The 17,080-nt window shown below is 44.1% G+C and carries 14 protein-coding genes; 2 read left to right on the top strand and 12 right to left on the bottom strand.

Annotated features, from left to right (window positions below; genetic code table 11):
* Position 1 precedes the first annotated feature (1 nt).
* The 6 genes from GKS34_RS13595 to GKS34_RS13570 all read right to left on the bottom strand — a co-directional run bounded on the left by GKS34_RS13595 (position 2) and on the right by GKS34_RS13570 (position 10,237).
* Complete coding sequence (locus GKS34_RS13595; RefSeq protein ID WP_163385388.1) at positions 2 to 1,297, bottom strand: site-specific integrase; 1,296 nt, start codon at positions 1,295 to 1,297, stop codon at positions 2 to 4.
* Positions 1,298 to 1,554: 257 nt separating this feature from the next.
* Positions 1,555 to 2,337 (bottom strand): glycosyltransferase family 2 protein, encoded by a 783-nt coding sequence (locus tag GKS34_RS13590; protein WP_163385387.1) that lies wholly within the window; start codon positions 2,335 to 2,337, stop codon positions 1,555 to 1,557.
* Positions 2,337 to 3,164, bottom strand: a complete 828-nt coding sequence (locus GKS34_RS13585) for an FkbM family methyltransferase (protein ID WP_163385386.1) — start codon at positions 3,162 to 3,164, stop codon at positions 2,337 to 2,339. Before GKS34_RS13585 ends, GKS34_RS13590 begins: the two co-directional genes overlap by 1 nt.
* 92 nt (positions 3,165 to 3,256) lie before the next feature.
* Positions 3,257 to 4,285 (bottom strand): phenylalanine--tRNA ligase subunit alpha, encoded by a 1,029-nt coding sequence (gene pheS, locus GKS34_RS13580; protein WP_163385385.1) that lies wholly within the window; start codon positions 4,283 to 4,285, stop codon positions 3,257 to 3,259.
* Positions 4,286 to 4,362: 77 nt separating this feature from the next.
* On the bottom strand, positions 4,363 to 8,715 hold the full coding sequence (locus tag GKS34_RS13575; RefSeq protein ID WP_163385384.1) for an AsmA family protein: 4,353 nt from the start codon (positions 8,713 to 8,715) through the stop codon (positions 4,363 to 4,365).
* A gap of 487 nt (positions 8,716 to 9,202) precedes the next feature.
* Positions 9,203 to 10,237: an RluA family pseudouridine synthase gene (locus tag GKS34_RS13570; RefSeq protein WP_163385383.1), complete on the bottom strand. Its 1,035-nt coding sequence runs from the start codon at positions 10,235 to 10,237 to the stop codon at positions 9,203 to 9,205.
* A 66-nt stretch (positions 10,238 to 10,303) separates the two neighbouring features.
* Between GKS34_RS13570 and GKS34_RS13565 the strand changes: the two genes are divergently transcribed.
* On the top strand, positions 10,304 to 11,212 hold the full coding sequence (locus GKS34_RS13565; protein WP_163385382.1) for a 1-aminocyclopropane-1-carboxylate deaminase/D-cysteine desulfhydrase: 909 nt from the start codon (positions 10,304 to 10,306) through the stop codon (positions 11,210 to 11,212).
* Between the two features lie 82 nt (positions 11,213 to 11,294).
* Here the strand turns inward: GKS34_RS13565 and GKS34_RS13560 are convergent, their stop codons facing one another.
* From GKS34_RS13560 to GKS34_RS13550, 3 genes are read right to left on the bottom strand one after another with little or no spacing between them, the layout of a single operon-like run.
* Complete coding sequence (locus GKS34_RS13560) at positions 11,295 to 12,647, bottom strand: FAD-dependent oxidoreductase (RefSeq protein ID WP_163385381.1); 1,353 nt, start codon at positions 12,645 to 12,647, stop codon at positions 11,295 to 11,297.
* Positions 12,648 to 12,678: 31 nt separating this feature from the next.
* Positions 12,679 to 13,956 carry a kynureninase gene (gene kynU, locus GKS34_RS13555; protein WP_163385380.1) on the bottom strand — a complete coding sequence of 426 codons (1,278 nt, stop codon included), beginning with the start codon at positions 13,954 to 13,956 and terminating at the stop codon, positions 12,679 to 12,681.
* Positions 13,957 to 14,016: 60 nt separating this feature from the next.
* On the bottom strand, positions 14,017 to 14,529 hold the full coding sequence (locus tag GKS34_RS13550) for a 3-hydroxyanthranilate 3,4-dioxygenase (protein WP_163385379.1): 513 nt from the start codon (positions 14,527 to 14,529) through the stop codon (positions 14,017 to 14,019).
* Positions 14,530 to 14,862: 333 nt separating this feature from the next.
* On the opposite strand from GKS34_RS13550, the gene GKS34_RS13545 reads away from it, so the two are divergent.
* On the top strand, positions 14,863 to 15,480 hold the full coding sequence (locus tag GKS34_RS13545) for a thiamine pyrophosphokinase (RefSeq protein ID WP_163385378.1): 618 nt from the start codon (positions 14,863 to 14,865) through the stop codon (positions 15,478 to 15,480).
* On the opposite strand, the gene prmC is transcribed toward GKS34_RS13545, so the two are convergent.
* Genes prmC through GKS34_RS13530 form a run of 3 tightly spaced genes read right to left on the bottom strand, consistent with a single transcriptional unit; the run spans position 15,475 to position 16,990 of the window.
* On the bottom strand, positions 15,475 to 16,314 hold the full coding sequence (prmC, locus tag GKS34_RS13540; RefSeq protein WP_163385377.1) for a peptide chain release factor N(5)-glutamine methyltransferase: 840 nt from the start codon (positions 16,312 to 16,314) through the stop codon (positions 15,475 to 15,477). The two genes, GKS34_RS13545 and prmC, sit on opposite strands and share 6 nt — an antisense overlap.
* A gap of 8 nt (positions 16,315 to 16,322) precedes the next feature.
* A complete protein-coding gene (locus tag GKS34_RS13535) occupies positions 16,323 to 16,682 on the bottom strand; it encodes a magnesium citrate secondary transporter (protein ID WP_163385376.1) in 360 nt (119 codons plus the stop codon).
* Positions 16,682 to 16,990 carry a hypothetical protein gene (locus tag GKS34_RS13530; protein ID WP_240459300.1) on the bottom strand — a complete coding sequence of 103 codons (309 nt, stop codon included), beginning with the start codon at positions 16,988 to 16,990 and terminating at the stop codon, positions 16,682 to 16,684. Before GKS34_RS13530 ends, GKS34_RS13535 begins: the two co-directional genes overlap by 1 nt.
* Positions 16,991 to 17,080 lie beyond the last annotated feature (90 nt).

Here is a 17,080-nt window from a genome sequence, read left to right as displayed (position 1 = left end):
ATTATCCGACTTTTAAGGTATTTTCGTTCCAGTGTTCCATCAATTTGCTAGCTACATCTTCAGGAGTTACTTTGATGTACTTCAAAAAGGCCGTTTCGGTCCGGTGCCCGGTAATTTTCATTAAGCTGATAGCAGGGAAGCCACTTTTGTACACATTCGTTGCAAAGGAACGCCTGGCAGTATGGGTGGTTACCAATTCCCATTTCTTTTTGGTTTCCGTCACTTTCATTCCCCCTTGAATATACTCTGCCTCTACATCTGTTTGTAAGCAATCAATTTCCTGGGCAATATCCTTGAGGTATTTGTTCATCTTTTGATTGGAGATGGCCGGTGGTAAATTGTTTGGGTATTTGCCTTGATGTTTGGCCATGATGGCCTTAATAGTATGGTGAATGGGAATGACTACATTTTCGCCTGTTTTCGCAGTCTTGATATGTAAAAACCCTTTCTTAATGTTCCCTGGCTTGATACTGGTAAAATCAGAAAATCGCAAACCCGTCCATGCTCCTACTAGGAACAGATCCCGTACACGGTCCAGGTGAGGCGTTTTGGAAAGATCCTTTTCGTAAATGGCTTGTAACTCGGATTCATTCAAATACACAGAAAAGCCAGTCACATTGTATGCTTTGAATTTTTTGGATTTGAAAAACAGGTTGGTGTTGTACCCGTTTTCCGTCGCATAACTCATAAAGGTTTTGATCACCATGATGTGCTTTCCCACCGAATTGATTCTGTACCCCTTCTTATTCATTTCCTGAACAAATTTTGAATAGAAATTGTGATCGATCGATTCAAAGGATAAATTATATTTTCGCCCAAAGCTTTGCAGTTTCTTGTAGGTCGTCTTGTATTTCTGAATGGTACGGAGATCGTATTTTTTTCCCGAGGCAGTTAATCTCGCTCCGGATTCTGCTTCTTTGATAAACCTGTCAAACAAATTCAAAAAGGATGGTTTATAATCCGGGCTTTCCGGGTCCTCTTCTGGAACAAGTTTCAAAACGCGATCCAGGTTTTCTTTCAGCTCCTTCATTGATGGGGGATGACCCAGCGTATTTTCAAGTTCGCCCAAGATCTTTTCAGCCTCCCCTTTGATGTATTTTAGCCTGTTATTAAAAATTTTAGCAGTAGGAAACTCTTTTACCTGTCTTGTCAGCTGATCATTCTCATTCCAAAATTTTGGATGAATGATCTTTCCAGTGGCATATTTTAGGCGCCAGCCATTGTAACTGATAAAAAGAATAACGGGAGTCTCGCCCTCCCTGGATTTATCCCTTAGGTAGAAATTAAACTTTGCCATGGGCACTGTCTTTTGATTGGATAGTTAAATATACCAAAAATAAAAATTGGGGGACAGTTTGGGGGACAGTTTTCTTTAATCTATTTTTACTGAACTTAATCAAACTTAACTTTAAAACCACTTAAACTACTGTAAATCAGTATTATTAGATTAAATCAAGCATTAAGAAATTAAAAGGTAATTAGCCCTGTCGAGGCTACAAAAAACCCCTTATACAAGCTGTATTTGGGGTTTTTGTGTTTTGGGGGACAGTTGTATCAACCCCTCCCGATCCATTTCAGCAAGGTATTGTACCTCCTGGACCAGGAGCGCTGAATCCGTAGTGGGCCGTTGAGCTCCTGCTGAAAAAATGCCGCATGCTTCTTATTGAGATAGGCGATTCGCTCCCGCTTTTTTTGATTGGTTCCAGTTTTTTTTCGTTTGCTTCCGGGACTTAGGCGATAGTAGAAACCCACAAAAGGAAGTTGTACTACCTGCCCTCCATTTTTGAGCATTTTGATCCAGAATTCCCAATCTTCCCGCCCCATGTGCATGTCTTCCGAAAAGCCACCTACCGCCAGGGCATCTGCTTTCCGGAACAAGGCAGCCACAAAAATCATATTGTCCCTGGCCAGTGCCCGAAGGCTAAAAGGTTTTAATTTCCAGGGCCTTTGCCCGGCTTCGGAAAATTTTACGGCTTTGCAATACACTACTTTCACCATTGGCTGCTGATTCAGCACGGCTACGCCCCGCTCAATGTAATCAGCAGCAATTTTATCATCCCCATCCAGTGGTAGCAGGATCTCACCCTCCGCGGCCTGTATTCCGGTATTTCGGGCTTTGGCGACTCCTGCATTTGCCTGGTTTATGACCCTTACTTCGGGGTGCTCTTTTTCCAGACCCAGGGCTATTTCCAGGGAATTATCGGTGGAACCGTCATTAACAATGAGCATTTCGAGGGGGCGGTAGCTAGATGCCAAAACGGATTGCACGGTTTCTATGAGGTACTTTCCCTGATTATAGCAGGGAATAACGACGGAAACCATGCCTTTCTTGCTCATTAAAAAAACGTATTATAAACCTTTGCTGTCTTTTTTAAGGCCAGTGTATTTGGCCCGAATTTCCTGGTACCGTATCCATTTTCCTGCAAAAGCGCCAGGCATGCCACGTAATCCGGATCATTCAATCCTACGTTTTCGAAAATAATCGCCTCCGGATTTGTTCGCGGTAAGTCAAAAATCCGGATCACTTCCAAATCATATCCCTCGGCATCTATTTGCAAAAGATCGATTTTACGAATGTCGTACCGCTTCATTAGGGTTTGGGGAGCAATAACCTCAACCTCCTCTTTACTGATCCATTGATCTTTATCTTCCGGAATCTTTAAACCAAATTTCGCACAATTGGCAGCAACAATTCCCTCTTCAAAGGCCTTTTCAATTTTCTCCCTGGAAAAAGATGTCAAACCGGTTGCCCAACGCATGTCGGAAAAACCTATTTTATAAATGTCTTGGGAACCGTCCTTTTCCCCAATAGCAGCGCAAACGGGTGTTATCCCTTTATTTTTGGCATAAATTTTCTTCAGAAAGCGATTAAATACATCGGGCTGGGGTTCGAGCAAAACCCCATTCCAATGATCTCTTTTGATGAATTTGTGAATGGGATCATGGGTAATGCCATCGTTTGCCCCTATTTGAATAACAGTAAAGTCTGCTTTTTTTGAAAGCGAATAAACGCTTAGAAACTCACCCAGGCTATTTTTCCCTGGATTATAAAGATACTTGTAAAACCCTATAAATGCCGGATTATTCGAAGCACTCAGTTGAAAACGCAGGGCCTTCCATTTGCTTTGAAATTTTCTCTTGAGAGGCAAAAATAGTGATTGCATGGTCGTTATGTCAAGACTTATTGTACGATATTGATTACGGAGATTCCCTATTTTCCGTGAAGAACACCTCCAATTAGGAACGCCAAACTTGTTTAAAGCAGTCCCCTGAACTGTTGCAAAAAACGGATATCATTTTCAGTAAATAACCTCAGGTCATTGATCTGGTATTTGAGCATGGCAATACGCTCGATGCCCATACCAAAGGCAAATCCGGTGTATTTTTCAGAATTGATCCCACAATTTTCCAACACATTGGGGTCCACCATTCCCGAACCTCCGATCTCCACCCAGCCGGTACCTTTACAGATATTACAGCCTTTTCCACCGCAAAGCTGGCAGGAGATGTCTATTTCTGCACTGGGTTCGGTAAATGGAAAAAACGATGGACGGAACCTTACCTGCGTCTGCTTGCCAAACATTTCCTTGGCAAAATGATACAAGGTCTGCTTCAGGTTAGCAAAACTCACATTTTCATCTACGTAAAGGCCTTCTACCTGATGAAAAATACAATGTGCCCTTGCCGAAATGGCCTCGTTTCGAAACACCCTACCGGGTGACAGGGTGCGGATGGGAGGCTTTTCATTTTCCATAACGCGTACCTGTACGGAAGAGGTATGGGTCCGCAAGGCAATGTCCGGATCCTTTTCAATGAAAAAGGTATCCTGCATTTCCCGGGCAGGATGGTTTTCCGGGAAGTTTAGGGCCGTAAAATTATGCCAGTCATCCTCTATCTCAGGGCCTTCGGACAGGTTAAACCCGATTCGCTCAAATATTTCGACGATACGCTGCCGGGTAGCGGTCAAGGGGTGGATTCCTCCCACAGGCCAGGTTGTTGGTGGAAGGCTGAGATCCGGCCCGGGGCCAGTCCTTTGTTGACCGCTCGTATTGACCTCTTCGATCAATTGCTTGAATTTCTCTTCTGCCAGTTGCTTAACCTCATTTACTTGTTGCCCATATTCCTTTTTTTGCTCATTGGGTATCGATTTCATGTCAGCAAATAGCGCACCTACCACACTTTTCTTGCTGATAAACCGCATCCGGTAGGCTTCCAGCTCCTCAGGAGTTTCGGCATTGGCGGCTGCAATTTCAGCTTTGATCTGGTCTATTTTCTGGCTTTGCATGGGCAATAGGATCTTTTTAAGGTCACAAATCTATAATAAATTATTGACGCGGCCTACCTTTTAAATCAGGGAAACGCTCATTCCTCGTTTTCCAGGTCTTCCTCTTCTTCCTCTTTCGCAGGAATTCGGGGCTGAATTAGACCCGAACTACCCATCAATCCGGAAAAAGTAGCCTTCCACAGGTAATTAAAAACAAACTTATAAGGCGTACGCTCAATGTATATGGGCGAGGATACTAGTCGGTTAAATAAGGGCCTCGGATTATTTTTCCGCAGCGCCAGGGCATTGATCACAAAGGTAAGAATGCCCTTTCTGCCTCCGGCCCTTTTAAGGGTCCGTTCATCCAATAGACGGACTTTCAAGTCATTGTACTTCAGCGTCATTTCCCCAATAGCATGCTCTTGATCGGCCGTAAATTTCCATTCTCCTTCTCGAATCTTGCCCCTTTCGACTGTGACAAAGGCATTGGATTCCAAAATGGAGTTAATCACCGCCAGTTCAAATGAACCTACACTGGCCTCTACTGCGATGGGGTAGGGAGGCTCAAACTTCATGGAGAGGCTTACATCTATATCAGCGGCATTATTAATCAGAAATGAAGCTTTAACAATCGCCTCCTCGCGCGTCCCATCCTTTTTCCCCAAACTAAAAGGATACATGAGACCCTCCATCCTGCTAAAATTGATTTCACCGGGAACCATTCCTTCCTCCGGAAATTCCCTGTAGCGAAGACGCCCATCCTTTACAACCAAGGTATCCAAAACCATTACCATGCTCATGGCATCCATTACTTGTTGCGGCATTGGCTTCACCACGGTAGTATCCTCAGGAATTCGTTTGTCACGGAATATTTCTACATGAGGGGAATAGACTGTCATGGACCGGGCCACTAATTTTTCTTCCGCAATAAATACACCTGCGTCCAAACCATCTACCACTACCTGCGGAATATATAACTCCGCTACATCGGTTTGCTTTCCTACCTGCCGGGTATACGCGTACCGTCCTGATTTCGGGAAAAACGAGATATCGTTGAGAACAAGTTGATTTGAAGAAATCAATACCTGGCCGATCAGCAGCCGGTTCAGACTGTCCGGCAGGTCAAGTTGGTAATCCTTCAGTTCAAATTGAAAGTCATTACTAAAAAAGAATTCGGAAGTGATGGGTTGATTCTGAGTAAAATCAAAATTCAAATCACTAAGAATCAAACTCAAATTTTCAAAAGCAGTCACTTTGGTAGTATCTGCTTTATTAATCAGGGCGAGTTTTCCCCCGGCAAGGTTAAAATCTCTGATCAACAGACTTTCCAGGATTTTTTGTACTACTTCTTTCTCCCTTTCCGGTTGCAGTAGGGTCAGGGTTTCCTCTTCATCCAGGTAAATACTTACATCCGGATCACTGAATTGAAGAAGAGATACATCCAGCCGGCCAGTGCGCTGGAAGCTCTGCAAGGATCGGGTATTGATGGTAACCCGAGGAACATTCGCCCTCACCACCGGTACGCCCTTAATCCCTACAATTTGACCAGGCTCTACCCGAAGGTTTTCTACCAAAATCTCTTCCTCTCTGGAATCAAATCCAATTTTGGAAAAAGTCAACGTGTGGATACTGTCTTTTAAGGCCAGAGAAAAATCATCCACCTCCAAACTTACGTTGGAGAAAAAACTGGCAATATCTCCCTCTGAAAGACGCGCTGAATCCAATAAAAAGGAAGCTATTGACAAATTAATGCCGGTTTTAATCAAATCCAGATCTTTTCCCTCCTGATAGTAAGCCACATTAAATGAAGCATTGGATGTAAGAATGGAATCAATCCGAATGACATCTATCCTTTTGGGAAGTTTACGGCCTGCCAGCTTTTCCTCTTCAGGTTCCTCCTCGCTATCCGCCTCCCCATAATCCCGGTTTATAGAAAGCTTAACTCCTGCATCGGTGAGTTTTAACTCAGAAAGAGACAGGGTATTGTCAAACAAAAAGGCCTCTAAATCCACACCGCGAAAGCTAAGTTCGGGAATCGTAGCAGCTATGCTCACTTTGGAATCCAGGTACCGGTTTGGGTTCAGCCTTACGTTGAAGGTGTTGATTTCTTCCGTAGCAGAGTTGAAGGTAATTCGTTCGGCAACAATGCTGTATTTTCCGTTGGCAATATTAAATAAATAATTTTTCAGGTTTACATCCACTTCCTCTGCAAAAAGCGTTTGGTTTTCGGCAGGATCGACGTTCTCATCCAGATAAAAATTTCGGATATTCACCTCAATATCATTTTCTGCAAAAGAACGAAAGCGCTCATTTGCAAAGTTATCATACACAAAAGACCCTTCGCTGATACTCAGCGAATCAATGCTCACCACTTCAAAGTAATTGGTGATCAGGTTTAAAATATCCCCCCGCTCCAGTTGATCCTGCTCCTCTTCTCCTGACGGAATGTATTTGGTCCATTGGATAATGGGACTTGGAATATCAATGTGGTTAATGAATAACTTTTCCTGAAAATAGGCCTGATTGATATCCACTCCTGTGGCTAGAAATTCCGGTATGGTAATGTCCAGTACGGTTGTTCTACCGTACCTTTCCAACAATTGAAGTACTTCTTCCGGCGAATGGGGCTGCAGCCGGAACCCGTTGATCATCAATTCCTCCTTTTTAGTATCTATTAGAATTTTATCAGCGGAAAACAAGTGCAGGTTATCGGAAAGTTTCAGGGCATAATCTTCAATTTCGAGTTGGAGATTCTCGGCCAGAAAAATTCGCGAAGAAGAATCCGTCAGTTGTTGCGCGTCCAACTGAAAGTTTTCGAGAACAAAATCAATTTTACCAAAGGAAAGGCTGTCCTGCCGCAGCCTCAAGTGATTGTCCAGAACCAGGCTGCCTTCTACCATTTCCAGCCGCTGAATATAAACACCGTTTAAAAACCCCTGTGTTAATTGCCGCAGTGAAGCCAGTTGCGTACTTCCCTCAGACCGTTCAGAATTGCCCAGGATATCTTTGATCACCACATCCGGCGAACGAATCATCAATTCCCCGATGTCGATAATTTTCTCATTGTACACTTTTCTGAGATTGGCATTGGCAAATTCTAGTTGGGGAACTTTAATCTCAAACAAAGAAATATCTGACAGGCTGTCTTCATTCACCAGGGGGTTTATTTCCACTTCGTTGATAGTCACCCGGTCATCATAGGAAGACAAATAGATTTGACGGCCAGTGACCCAATGAATCTCATCAGCCAGGGCAATCCTTGCCCGGTCTATTTCCAAGGTCGCGTCTTTGGCATAAAAAAAGCTGTTTTCCTTCAAGGCCTCATCCTGACCAATGTATACTTCCTCCATGGAAAACCGGATGTCTTCTGCTTCAATCCGGTTTTGATTGGGCTGACTGACCCCCCTTTGGAGAAAATGCCCCTGGTTTATGGTAAGGTCTTGAATGGAAATGGACGTAAGTACATCCCGGATCAATTCGTAGAGGTCCGTAGTCCTTCGTTCATTTTCCAGGGTTGCTCTGTCCGTATACAAAACAAAATCAGGTCCTTCCAGATTAAGGGATCCGACCTTTACTTCTGCCGTGCGAAACATTTCCATGATATCCGCATCTTCCAATACCAGTTGTTCGAGGGCGATTTCATAATACACATCGGCTGCTCTTTCCAGGTCTGGCACCACTTGTAGGGTCTGAGCACTGATTTGTTTTTCCAACGAAGACACCAGTACTTTTTCTGATGTAACCCGATGAATACTATCCGACAAAACGATATCAAAATCATCAAAATCCAGCCGGAATCCTTCCAATCCAAAGGGTAGATCATCTGGATGCGTTCCCCCTACATGAATATTCTTAACGTATAAGTTGGTGTTGGAAGCAGAGATTGATTTTTGGCTAATGAAGTTTTCGATCAATAAATTAGCCTGTTCAATGTAAAAATCTTCCACCAAAATCTCCCGCACACTCTCACCCAGGGATTTTTGGATTTCATTTTCCAGCAGCTGTAAGGGACTGGCATTGGTCGTATCTTCCCGACTCGCACTTTGTCGGGACTGAACCCGTGGGGAGGTTAACCGAAGCGTACCAACTGATAATTGGCCGGAGCTTCGGGAATAGTCAAGCCCCAATAGGTCTAACTGGTCTATATCAATCCGGTAATAAGGAATTTTCTGTTCATCAAAAATCGCCGGATCCGTAGGGTTCAGGGAGAAACCCCTTACAAATAGGCCCCGTTGTAGCAGCGAGAAATAGATTTTATCAAAATCAACGACATATTTTCCTGCGGATATGCTTTCCACCTGGCGCTTTATGAATTCCCTAAATAACAAATCCCCACCATAATACAAGCCTGCTTGCAGAAATACGGTAAGGAAAACCAGGATTCCAACTACTTTAAGCCAGCGTTTCTTCCGGTTCTTTTGCTGTTTCGTATGTAAACTTTCTTCCCCCATTGCCAGATCAAGAATACAAAATAAAGTGGATATTATTCAAAAATCAGAAACAAAAGAAGCAATTAACGCAGGATACCAACAAAAAAAATCCGGCGTTGTACACTCGGGTATACCAGCCGGATTTTTAATACTTGCTGTAGGAGAAGGATTCGAACCTCCACGGAGCTGTTAGGCAACACATTGAGCTCGATGTGTGCTTTATCCAGTACACCGGATAAATCCGGATTCTCCACCCCCGAGACAGGAGGGCTTGTCTGCCAATTTCAACATCCTACATGTTGATACCAAAACATAATTTAAAACGATTGGCAGTACTACTACCCGTTGATATTTTGATGTTTCAAATGTAATGAAAGCTTACTTTTAAAGAAATATTTTCATAATAAATTATTTCTTTTTTAATATTATTCAATAAAACACCAAATTATAAGGACTATTGTTAATGACAGCCCTAATTTAAATCTATCGGTTAACAAATCAATAACAATTATTGATCAATCTGCACATAATTTTCCCACTTTTCAATTACAGCGGCCATGTCATCCGGGATTTCAGATTCAAAAAACAGATTTTGGCCGGTAATGGGGTGAATAAACCCCAATGACTGTGCGTGAAGGGCCTGCCGTGGAATCAGCTTGAAACAATTCTTAACAAAAGAGGTATATTTGGCATATTGCGTACCCCTTCTGATTTTATCCCCTCCATACACGGCGTCATTGAACAACGGATGGCCAATGTATTTCATATGAACCCGTATCTGATGGGTGCGACCGGTTTCCAACGAACAGCTGATTAAACTCACGTAGCGGAATCGCTGAAGCAATTTCCAGTGGGTAATCGCCGCTTTGCCCGCTGACCCATCGGGATAGGCCTGCATTACTTTGCGATCTTTCATTCCCCTGCCTATGGGAACGTCTATTGTTCCTTCCTCCTCGCCCGGTTCTCCCCATACCAGCGCCAGGTAGGTTCGTTGTATGCTGTGATCAAAAAATTGTCCGGCCAGGTTCGCCATGGCCTGTTCGGATTTGGCCACTACCAACAGTCCTGAGGTATCTTTGTCAATGCGATGAACCAATCCGGGCCTGCCGGAATTTCCAGGTAATTCCGGAAGCTGCTTAAAATAATAAGCCAAACCATTTACCAGTGTACCGGTCCAGTTTCCATGGGCCGGATGCACGACCATTCCAGCTGGCTTGTTCACAACCAACAGGTACTCGTCCTCGTAGCGAATATCTAGCGGGATGGGTTCCGGAACCACGTCGGTATCCTTACGGCTGCGTTCCATGACAAAATAGACCTGGTCTCCCGCTTTCGTCTTGTAATTGGCCTTTACAGGCTGGCCGTTAACTTTTACAATGCCGGCAGCGATGCTCTGTTGCACTTTATTACGGGAAGCATTGGCAACTTTGTCCGTAATGAATTTGTCTATACGAAGGGGCCTCTGCCCCGGATCTACCTGTAATTCATACGGTTCAAAATAGGATTCCTCCTCTGGTAATTCTCCTTCATTGGATATAGTCATGACACAAAATTAGGATATGATGAAAAACAATCAGAATTTTAATCTAAAATCCCTAAATAAATTTTCTTGGAAAGCGACAAATCCCCCATTTACCAAACACTTGACCTACCTCTTCTATACGAAAAGAAAGTGCATGTAGTAGTAAAACGGCTGGATCTGATGCATCCGGGCATGCAGGGTAATAAGTATTACAAGCTTCGATACAATATCATGGAGGCAAAAAAGAGGGGCCATTCCCAACTCCTGACGTTTGGAGGGACCTTTTCCAACCATATTCATGCCACCGCAATGGCCAGTGAAAAAGCAGGCATCCGGGCCATAGGCATTATCCGGGGAGAAATTTCTGAGCCTCTAAATCCCACTTTGGCAGATGCCAGGCAGCAGGGCATGCACCTTTACCCGCTTTCCCGCTCCGAATACCGAGATAAACAAAGTGATCAGGTGTTGGGCAAGCTCCGAAGCGTATTTGGAGATTTTTACCTGATTCCAGAGGGAGGCACCAATGCTTTTGCTATTCAGGGTGCCTCGGAGATTTTATCGGATGAGGATGCCTCCATGCAGGTCATAGCGCTTCCGGTAGGTACCGGGGGCACACTGGCTGGAATAGCTGGAAGCGCTCTTCCACATCAACGAGTGCTGGGATTCTCTGCTTTAAAAGGTGATTTTATACGAAAGGAAGTACGACACCTGCTGGATTCACACCACATCAGTCTCACCATACCGGTAGAAATCCAAACCGATTTTCACTTTGGGGGCTATGCCAAATTCACGCCGGAACTCATAGATTTTATCAAACAAATGCAGATCCAGGCCAACCTGCCTCTGGATCCTGTTTACACGGGAAAACTATTTTTCGGGCTTTTTGAACTGATACGAAAGAATTATTTTCCAAAAGGAAGCAAGATACTCGCGCTACACACCGGTGGGCTGCAAGGAATCAGGGGATTTAATCAGCGTTTTGGATTGGATCTATAAGAAATAAGGGAAAATATCCGTAAACCCTTTAATGCTCTTACATCACTTATATGGTTCCTCTTTTTTTAACATAAAACTACAGTCAGACCGCTCCGGCAACTTCTACCTTATGAAGGATGTCTTCATAATCCAACCGGTCCCAGTTCTGGGTGATCAGCGGATCACTCATGACCTGATCCATTACCTTTTCCTGAATTTTTCCGATGGTATAGGCTTCCGAATACTTCATATCTGAAAAGGTTACCATGCTGTACAAAGGCACCCACTCTTTCGGATAAAGTTCGTAAAGTCGGGCTTCAATTTTCTTACGAATAAGAAATTTTGGATCGGCCACATTATCACTCATTTCAACAAAATTATCCATTGCCAATTGGCAAATGGCATCTGTATCTGGTTTTCGCCCTTTCTGAAACTTTTGAAACACCAAATCCCAGGAGAAGGTACCGTACTTTTCCAACAACCCATCCAGAATAAAGCAATCTTCAAATCCACAGTTCATACCCTGTCCGTAAAAAGGTACCATGGCATGCGCTGCATCTCCAATCAACAAGGTATTATTTTCCGTCCAGGGATAACACTCCGTATTGATCAATGCCGAAGTGGGATTGCTATTGAAATCGCGTATCAGGGTGGGCATCAAAGCTTGGGCGTCGTTGAAATGCGTTTTGAAAATCTGAAGGATATCCTGATCATCATGAATGTTTTCAAAACTGACTTTATAGCCTTCGAAGGGCAAAAATAAGGTACAGGTAAACGATTTATCCTGGTTAGGCAGTGCAATCAACATGAATTTGCCTCTTGGCCAGATATGCAAAGCGTTGGGGTCCATCGCGAATTCTCCTTCCGGAGTAGGCGGTATGCTCAGTTCTTTGTATCCATGAGAGATGTATTGTTGATTAAAGTTGAACCGAAGCTGGCTTTGAAAGGCATTTCTGAGGGAGGAATAGGCACCATCCGAACCAATCAATACTTCCGTTTGGATACTTTTGGTAGCCCCATCCGCCAAACTAAAGGTCACTTCGCGATCACCTACATTAACACGCTCCACTTTATGCTCAAAATGAAGGTTGGCTCCCAGCGCTTCCGCTTCATCTAGCAATATTTTGTTAAAAGAATTTCTGCTGATCGAGTAGATGGCTTGATTTTCTTTACCATAAGGCTGAAAGTACGTATTACCATGCTCATCATGAATTCTTCTGCCATGCATGGGCTGGATGTGGGGAAGCACTTTATCTTTTATTCCGGCCTTTTCCAGGGCTTTCCAACCCCTGTAACTGAGGGCCATATTAATGGAACGCCCCTCGCCGGTGGCATTTACCTGTCGCCAGTCTTTTCTTTTTTCATATATGGACACATCCAATCCTCGTTTTTTAAGGTAGATTGCCAAGAGGGAACCGATCAATCCCGCCCCCAATAGGTCAATTTTTTCTTTCATAATTTTAATAGGTTCTCGGACTTATAGCTTTTCAGGTCAAAGATGCTTGCAGGATTTTGCTGAAAGCAAACACCTCCTGAAAGGTATTATAGAGAGGTACGGGAGCCAGACGAACTACATTTGGTTTTCTCCAATCTACCACTACACCATTCTCCGTCCATTTTTCGACAATTTCTTTCCCACCTTCGGGAATTAGAACAGACAATTGGCAACCCCTATCCTTTGGTTTTGAAGGAGTTATTATTTGTAACACATCCCGGCTACCTATTGTTTCACGGATTACAAACTCCAGATAGCCGGTCAATAGTTCGGACTTGGTCCATATATTTTCTAAACCCGCCGCAGAAAAGATATCCAATGAAGCCTGTAATGCTCCTAAGCCTAAAACCGGATCATTGCTTAGTAGCCAACCGTCAGCCCCTTGCATAGGCAGAAATCCTTTTTTCATCTCAAATCGGCTCTCTTCCAGATAACCCCACCATCCTGCAAACCGGGGAATTTCAGGATCGTTGCCATGTTTCTGATGAACAAAAACCCCGGATACATTGCCAGGGCCGGCATTCAGGTATTTATAACTACACCAGGTGGCAAAATCAACCCCCCAGTCGTGAAGAGACAAGGGTACGTTTCCAATGGCATGTGCCAGATCCAATCCTACTTTTATGCCATGAAGTCCCGCTTCCCGGCTAATGGCCTTCATGTCAAAACATTGACCGGTATAATATTGCACTCCAGACATCATGACCAATGCCAAATCATCCTTATAATGGCATATCTTCTGAAGAATATCCTCCGTTCTGAGTATGTGCTCTCCAGGGCGGGGGGAAACTTCTAAAAGCGCCTCTTCCGGGTCATAGCCATGGTACTTCAACTGGGACTCTAAAACGTACTGATCAGAAGGAAAGGCGCCGGATTCTGTCAGGATTTTGTACTTTTTCCCATTAGGTCTGTAGAAGGAAACGAGCAACAAGTGCAGGTTGACCGTCAAACTGTTCATGGCCACCACTTCCTCTGTTTTGGCTCCCAACAAGGCAGCGAGATGACTTTTGGATGGCTTGCGGGCATCCACCCAGGGCACCTCTCCTTCAAAATGCCCCTCCACCCCCTGATTCGCCCATTTTTTCAGATCCTTATTAATATAGGTGGTAACAGTTCGGGGTTGCAGGCCGAGTGAATTGCCGCAAAAATACAAAGCCTCTTTGCCTTTTTTCTTTGGTAGAAAAAACTGATTTCGGAAGCCTTTTAATGGATCCTTTTCGTCCATTTCTCTGGCAAATTCCAAGGTCAATTCAAAGTTTGGGTGCCGCATTGGTTTAGCGATAGGTAATCATGAAGAAGGGCGAAGGAAGGGAAATTTACCAGTTAAAGGCTACTTCTGCATTACGGTACCGCATTTATCACAAGTAACATGGGTTGGATTAGCCCAAAACCGCTCCATGATTGGCGGCAATTGATTGACGATATCGGTAATGGGCTCAAATTCCTCATAAAGTTTGTGTCCGCAGTTTTCACAAAACCAAAGAAACCCGTCTTTTTCACCTGGATTTCGGTACCTTTCGATCACTAAGCCCACGGTATCGGCCGGCCTGCGGGGGCTGTGGGGGATTCGTGGTGGTAATAAAAACACCTCCCCTTCCCGAATTGGAATATCTCTCATTACGCCATCGTCCACTACCTTCAGGGTAATATCTCCTTCCACCTGATAAAAAAACTCTTCCCCTTCGTTATAATGGTAATCTTTTCTGGCATTTGGCCCACCGACGACCATTATGATAAAATCATCGTTGTGGAGGTACATCTGCTGATTGCCCACGGGCGGCTTTAGCAGATGACGGTTTTCTTCTATCCATTTGGCAAAGTTTATCGGTTGGGAAATAGGCATGGCTGATTGATTTAGTATAACAACAAACCCCAAAAACCGTATCTGCCACGATTCTACCCAAAACGCCATCAGGCCTTTCAAGGGTAAATGGAGCTCATATCCTGACCTTCAGACAGGCCTTCCGGGGTAATAATTCCAAAAGTATAAAAAAAATCCAATTTACCAGTTCATTGGACCATGCAAATCTAATTGGAAACACCCTGTATAATTTAAAGAAAATGGACAAAAAAAGTTCTCTGAGAGGAATAGCCTTATTTTAATTAGATTTGACCCGGCCAACGCATCGTCCAGCAGGCCAATAACCATTTATGAAAACATTGATTTGCATCACCCATGTCTTCCCATCACTTCGTTAAAGAAAAACAGGAACCCGCCCTTTTAATAATAGGCCGAACAGGTTGGGATTTTCAGGAGCTACAGTCCCTTTTGGAGTGGGTCCCGACCATTCTGGTTACAGAAGAAAATGTACTGGATGTACTTTCATTGGGCATCAAGGTGGATGTCATCCTGGCTACTCAAAAATTTCAACAGGATAATCCACAACTAGCCGAGGAACAGTTTCCGGTGAATTTTATAACGGTCCCTACCGAGCAATTCCTCTCCGCATCCCTCCATTACCTAATCCAATCCGGACACAACGCTGTAAATATTCTCCCTTATGATCCCCTGGATCATTCCCTGCTCGAACCCTATTTGAAAGACCTGGACATTGTTTTTTTTCATTGCGGATATCGGTACTTCGCCGCAAAGCAAGGAAGTATTAAAAAATGGCTGCCCTCCAGCTCCATTCAGGTTCTTGGCGAGGAAGGGCAATTTGTAGAACATCAGTCACCGGGAAACACCCAAATTTTCCCTATCCGATACCTCACAACGCTGGAGCTAAATGAAGGGATGCAGCGCTTTTCCAGCAACAAAATGTTCTGGTTAGGTACATGTCTGGAATTCTCATGATCCTCTTCCCCAAACAATCCGGTCTTTGCCCTGAAGGTCCCGGTACACCCGTACCTCCTTCAAGTCGTTTGCTTCCATAAGACTTGCTACCTCAGGCCCGAATTTTTCGTTGACCTCTACATATAAAAATCCTCCTTTCACCAAATGGCTGCCAGCATGCCTGACAAGGGACTTGTAATACAACAACGGATCAGTGTCGGGAACAAACAGTGCCAAATGAGGTTCGTGCTCCAGGACATTGGGCCGCATGAAGGTTTTCTCCTGCTCTGTCACATAGGGAGGATTGCTAACCAAAATGTCGACCTCCCCTACGGGCAAGGAATCGGAAAGCATATCTGCTTTTACAAAATCCACTGTTGCGCCCAGATCTGAGGCGTTTTTCTGAGCAATTGCAAGTGCTTCGCCACTGATATCCAGTGCAGTTACCGACGCTTCGTTCCACTCCAATGCCAGGCTTATGGCAATGCATCCGGAACCAGTACCCAAGTCCAAAACTTGTTTTTTACCAGAATGATTCTTCAGGATCAGGTGAACCAACTCTTCTGTTTCCTGCCGAGGGATCAGTACTTCGGGGCTGACCAGGAATTCCCTGCCGTAAAAAGGGGCCTTTCCCAGGATGTATTGGATGGGTAGCCCAGACTTCAGCTTCTCCAGGGCCTGTTCCATGGCGGAAGGAATACTTTCTACCACTTTTTGAGAAAGCAGGTCCCTTTTTTTTACGCCGAGGTAGGCTTCCATCAGCCAGTAAACCAGACTCTCAGCCTCCTCAGCAGGGTAGGTGCCTGATAATTCTGCCTTGTATTGGGAGTGAAGCGCTTTAAGTGTAGCGGCCATGTTTAAAGTTAGTTTTCCTTTCTGTTGATCAAAAAGTAAAAATACACCGATCCAACCAAATAACAGCAAACATCCCAGAGATCAGCAATGTATCTGTCCGACCAGCGGGGCAGCAAGTATTCAAAAATCAGGCTTACATACAGCCAACCGGCTAAAACCTGGACAATGGTGAAAACCAATTGCGCTTTAAGAGGGTGAATCCATTGGTAAAACTGGAGCGTCAAACCCAGAATTACCGGCATGGCCAGCAGGTCATCCCAATAACCGTGAATAAAAGGGAGGTAGACTCTTTCAATGCGCTCCAGGTACTGGTTTACCCAAAATAACAAGACTGGCAGCAGAAAGTAGGGATTTTTGTAAACTGGCATTATCCGGGCAAAGCGGCAATTAACCAGGCAAGAAACGTGATGATGGCAATGTAGATGGTATAAAAGAAATTACCCACCTTTTTCATATTTTTTACGAACGTACTATCCGTCTTCTTAATATAGAAAATCCATTGTTCCTCATTGGCTTTTTTTTGCGCTGCTCTTTTTTCCTGATACTCCAGGTCGGCGCCTCCTAATGGTTTTCCGCAATGGTTACAGCGATCTAATAAATTTTGGTTCCAATCAGACCATTTTCCGCAATGAGGGCATTTTTTCTCTCCCATAGCGCCAAAAATACCAAATTTCACGCAGAAACAAAGCTTGGGAACCCGATCTCCTTCCTGGGAATTGCCGTTTTCCCTGGTTTTAATTACCTATATTTGCAGAAAAGTAGCCAA

It is taken from the genome of Cyclobacterium jeungdonense (assembly GCF_010994275.1).
Lineage (GTDB): Bacteria > Bacteroidota > Bacteroidia > Cytophagales > Cyclobacteriaceae > Cyclobacterium > Cyclobacterium jeungdonense.
The sequence above is the reverse complement of the archived record's forward strand: the minus strand, read 5'-3'. Positions and strand labels throughout refer to the sequence as shown.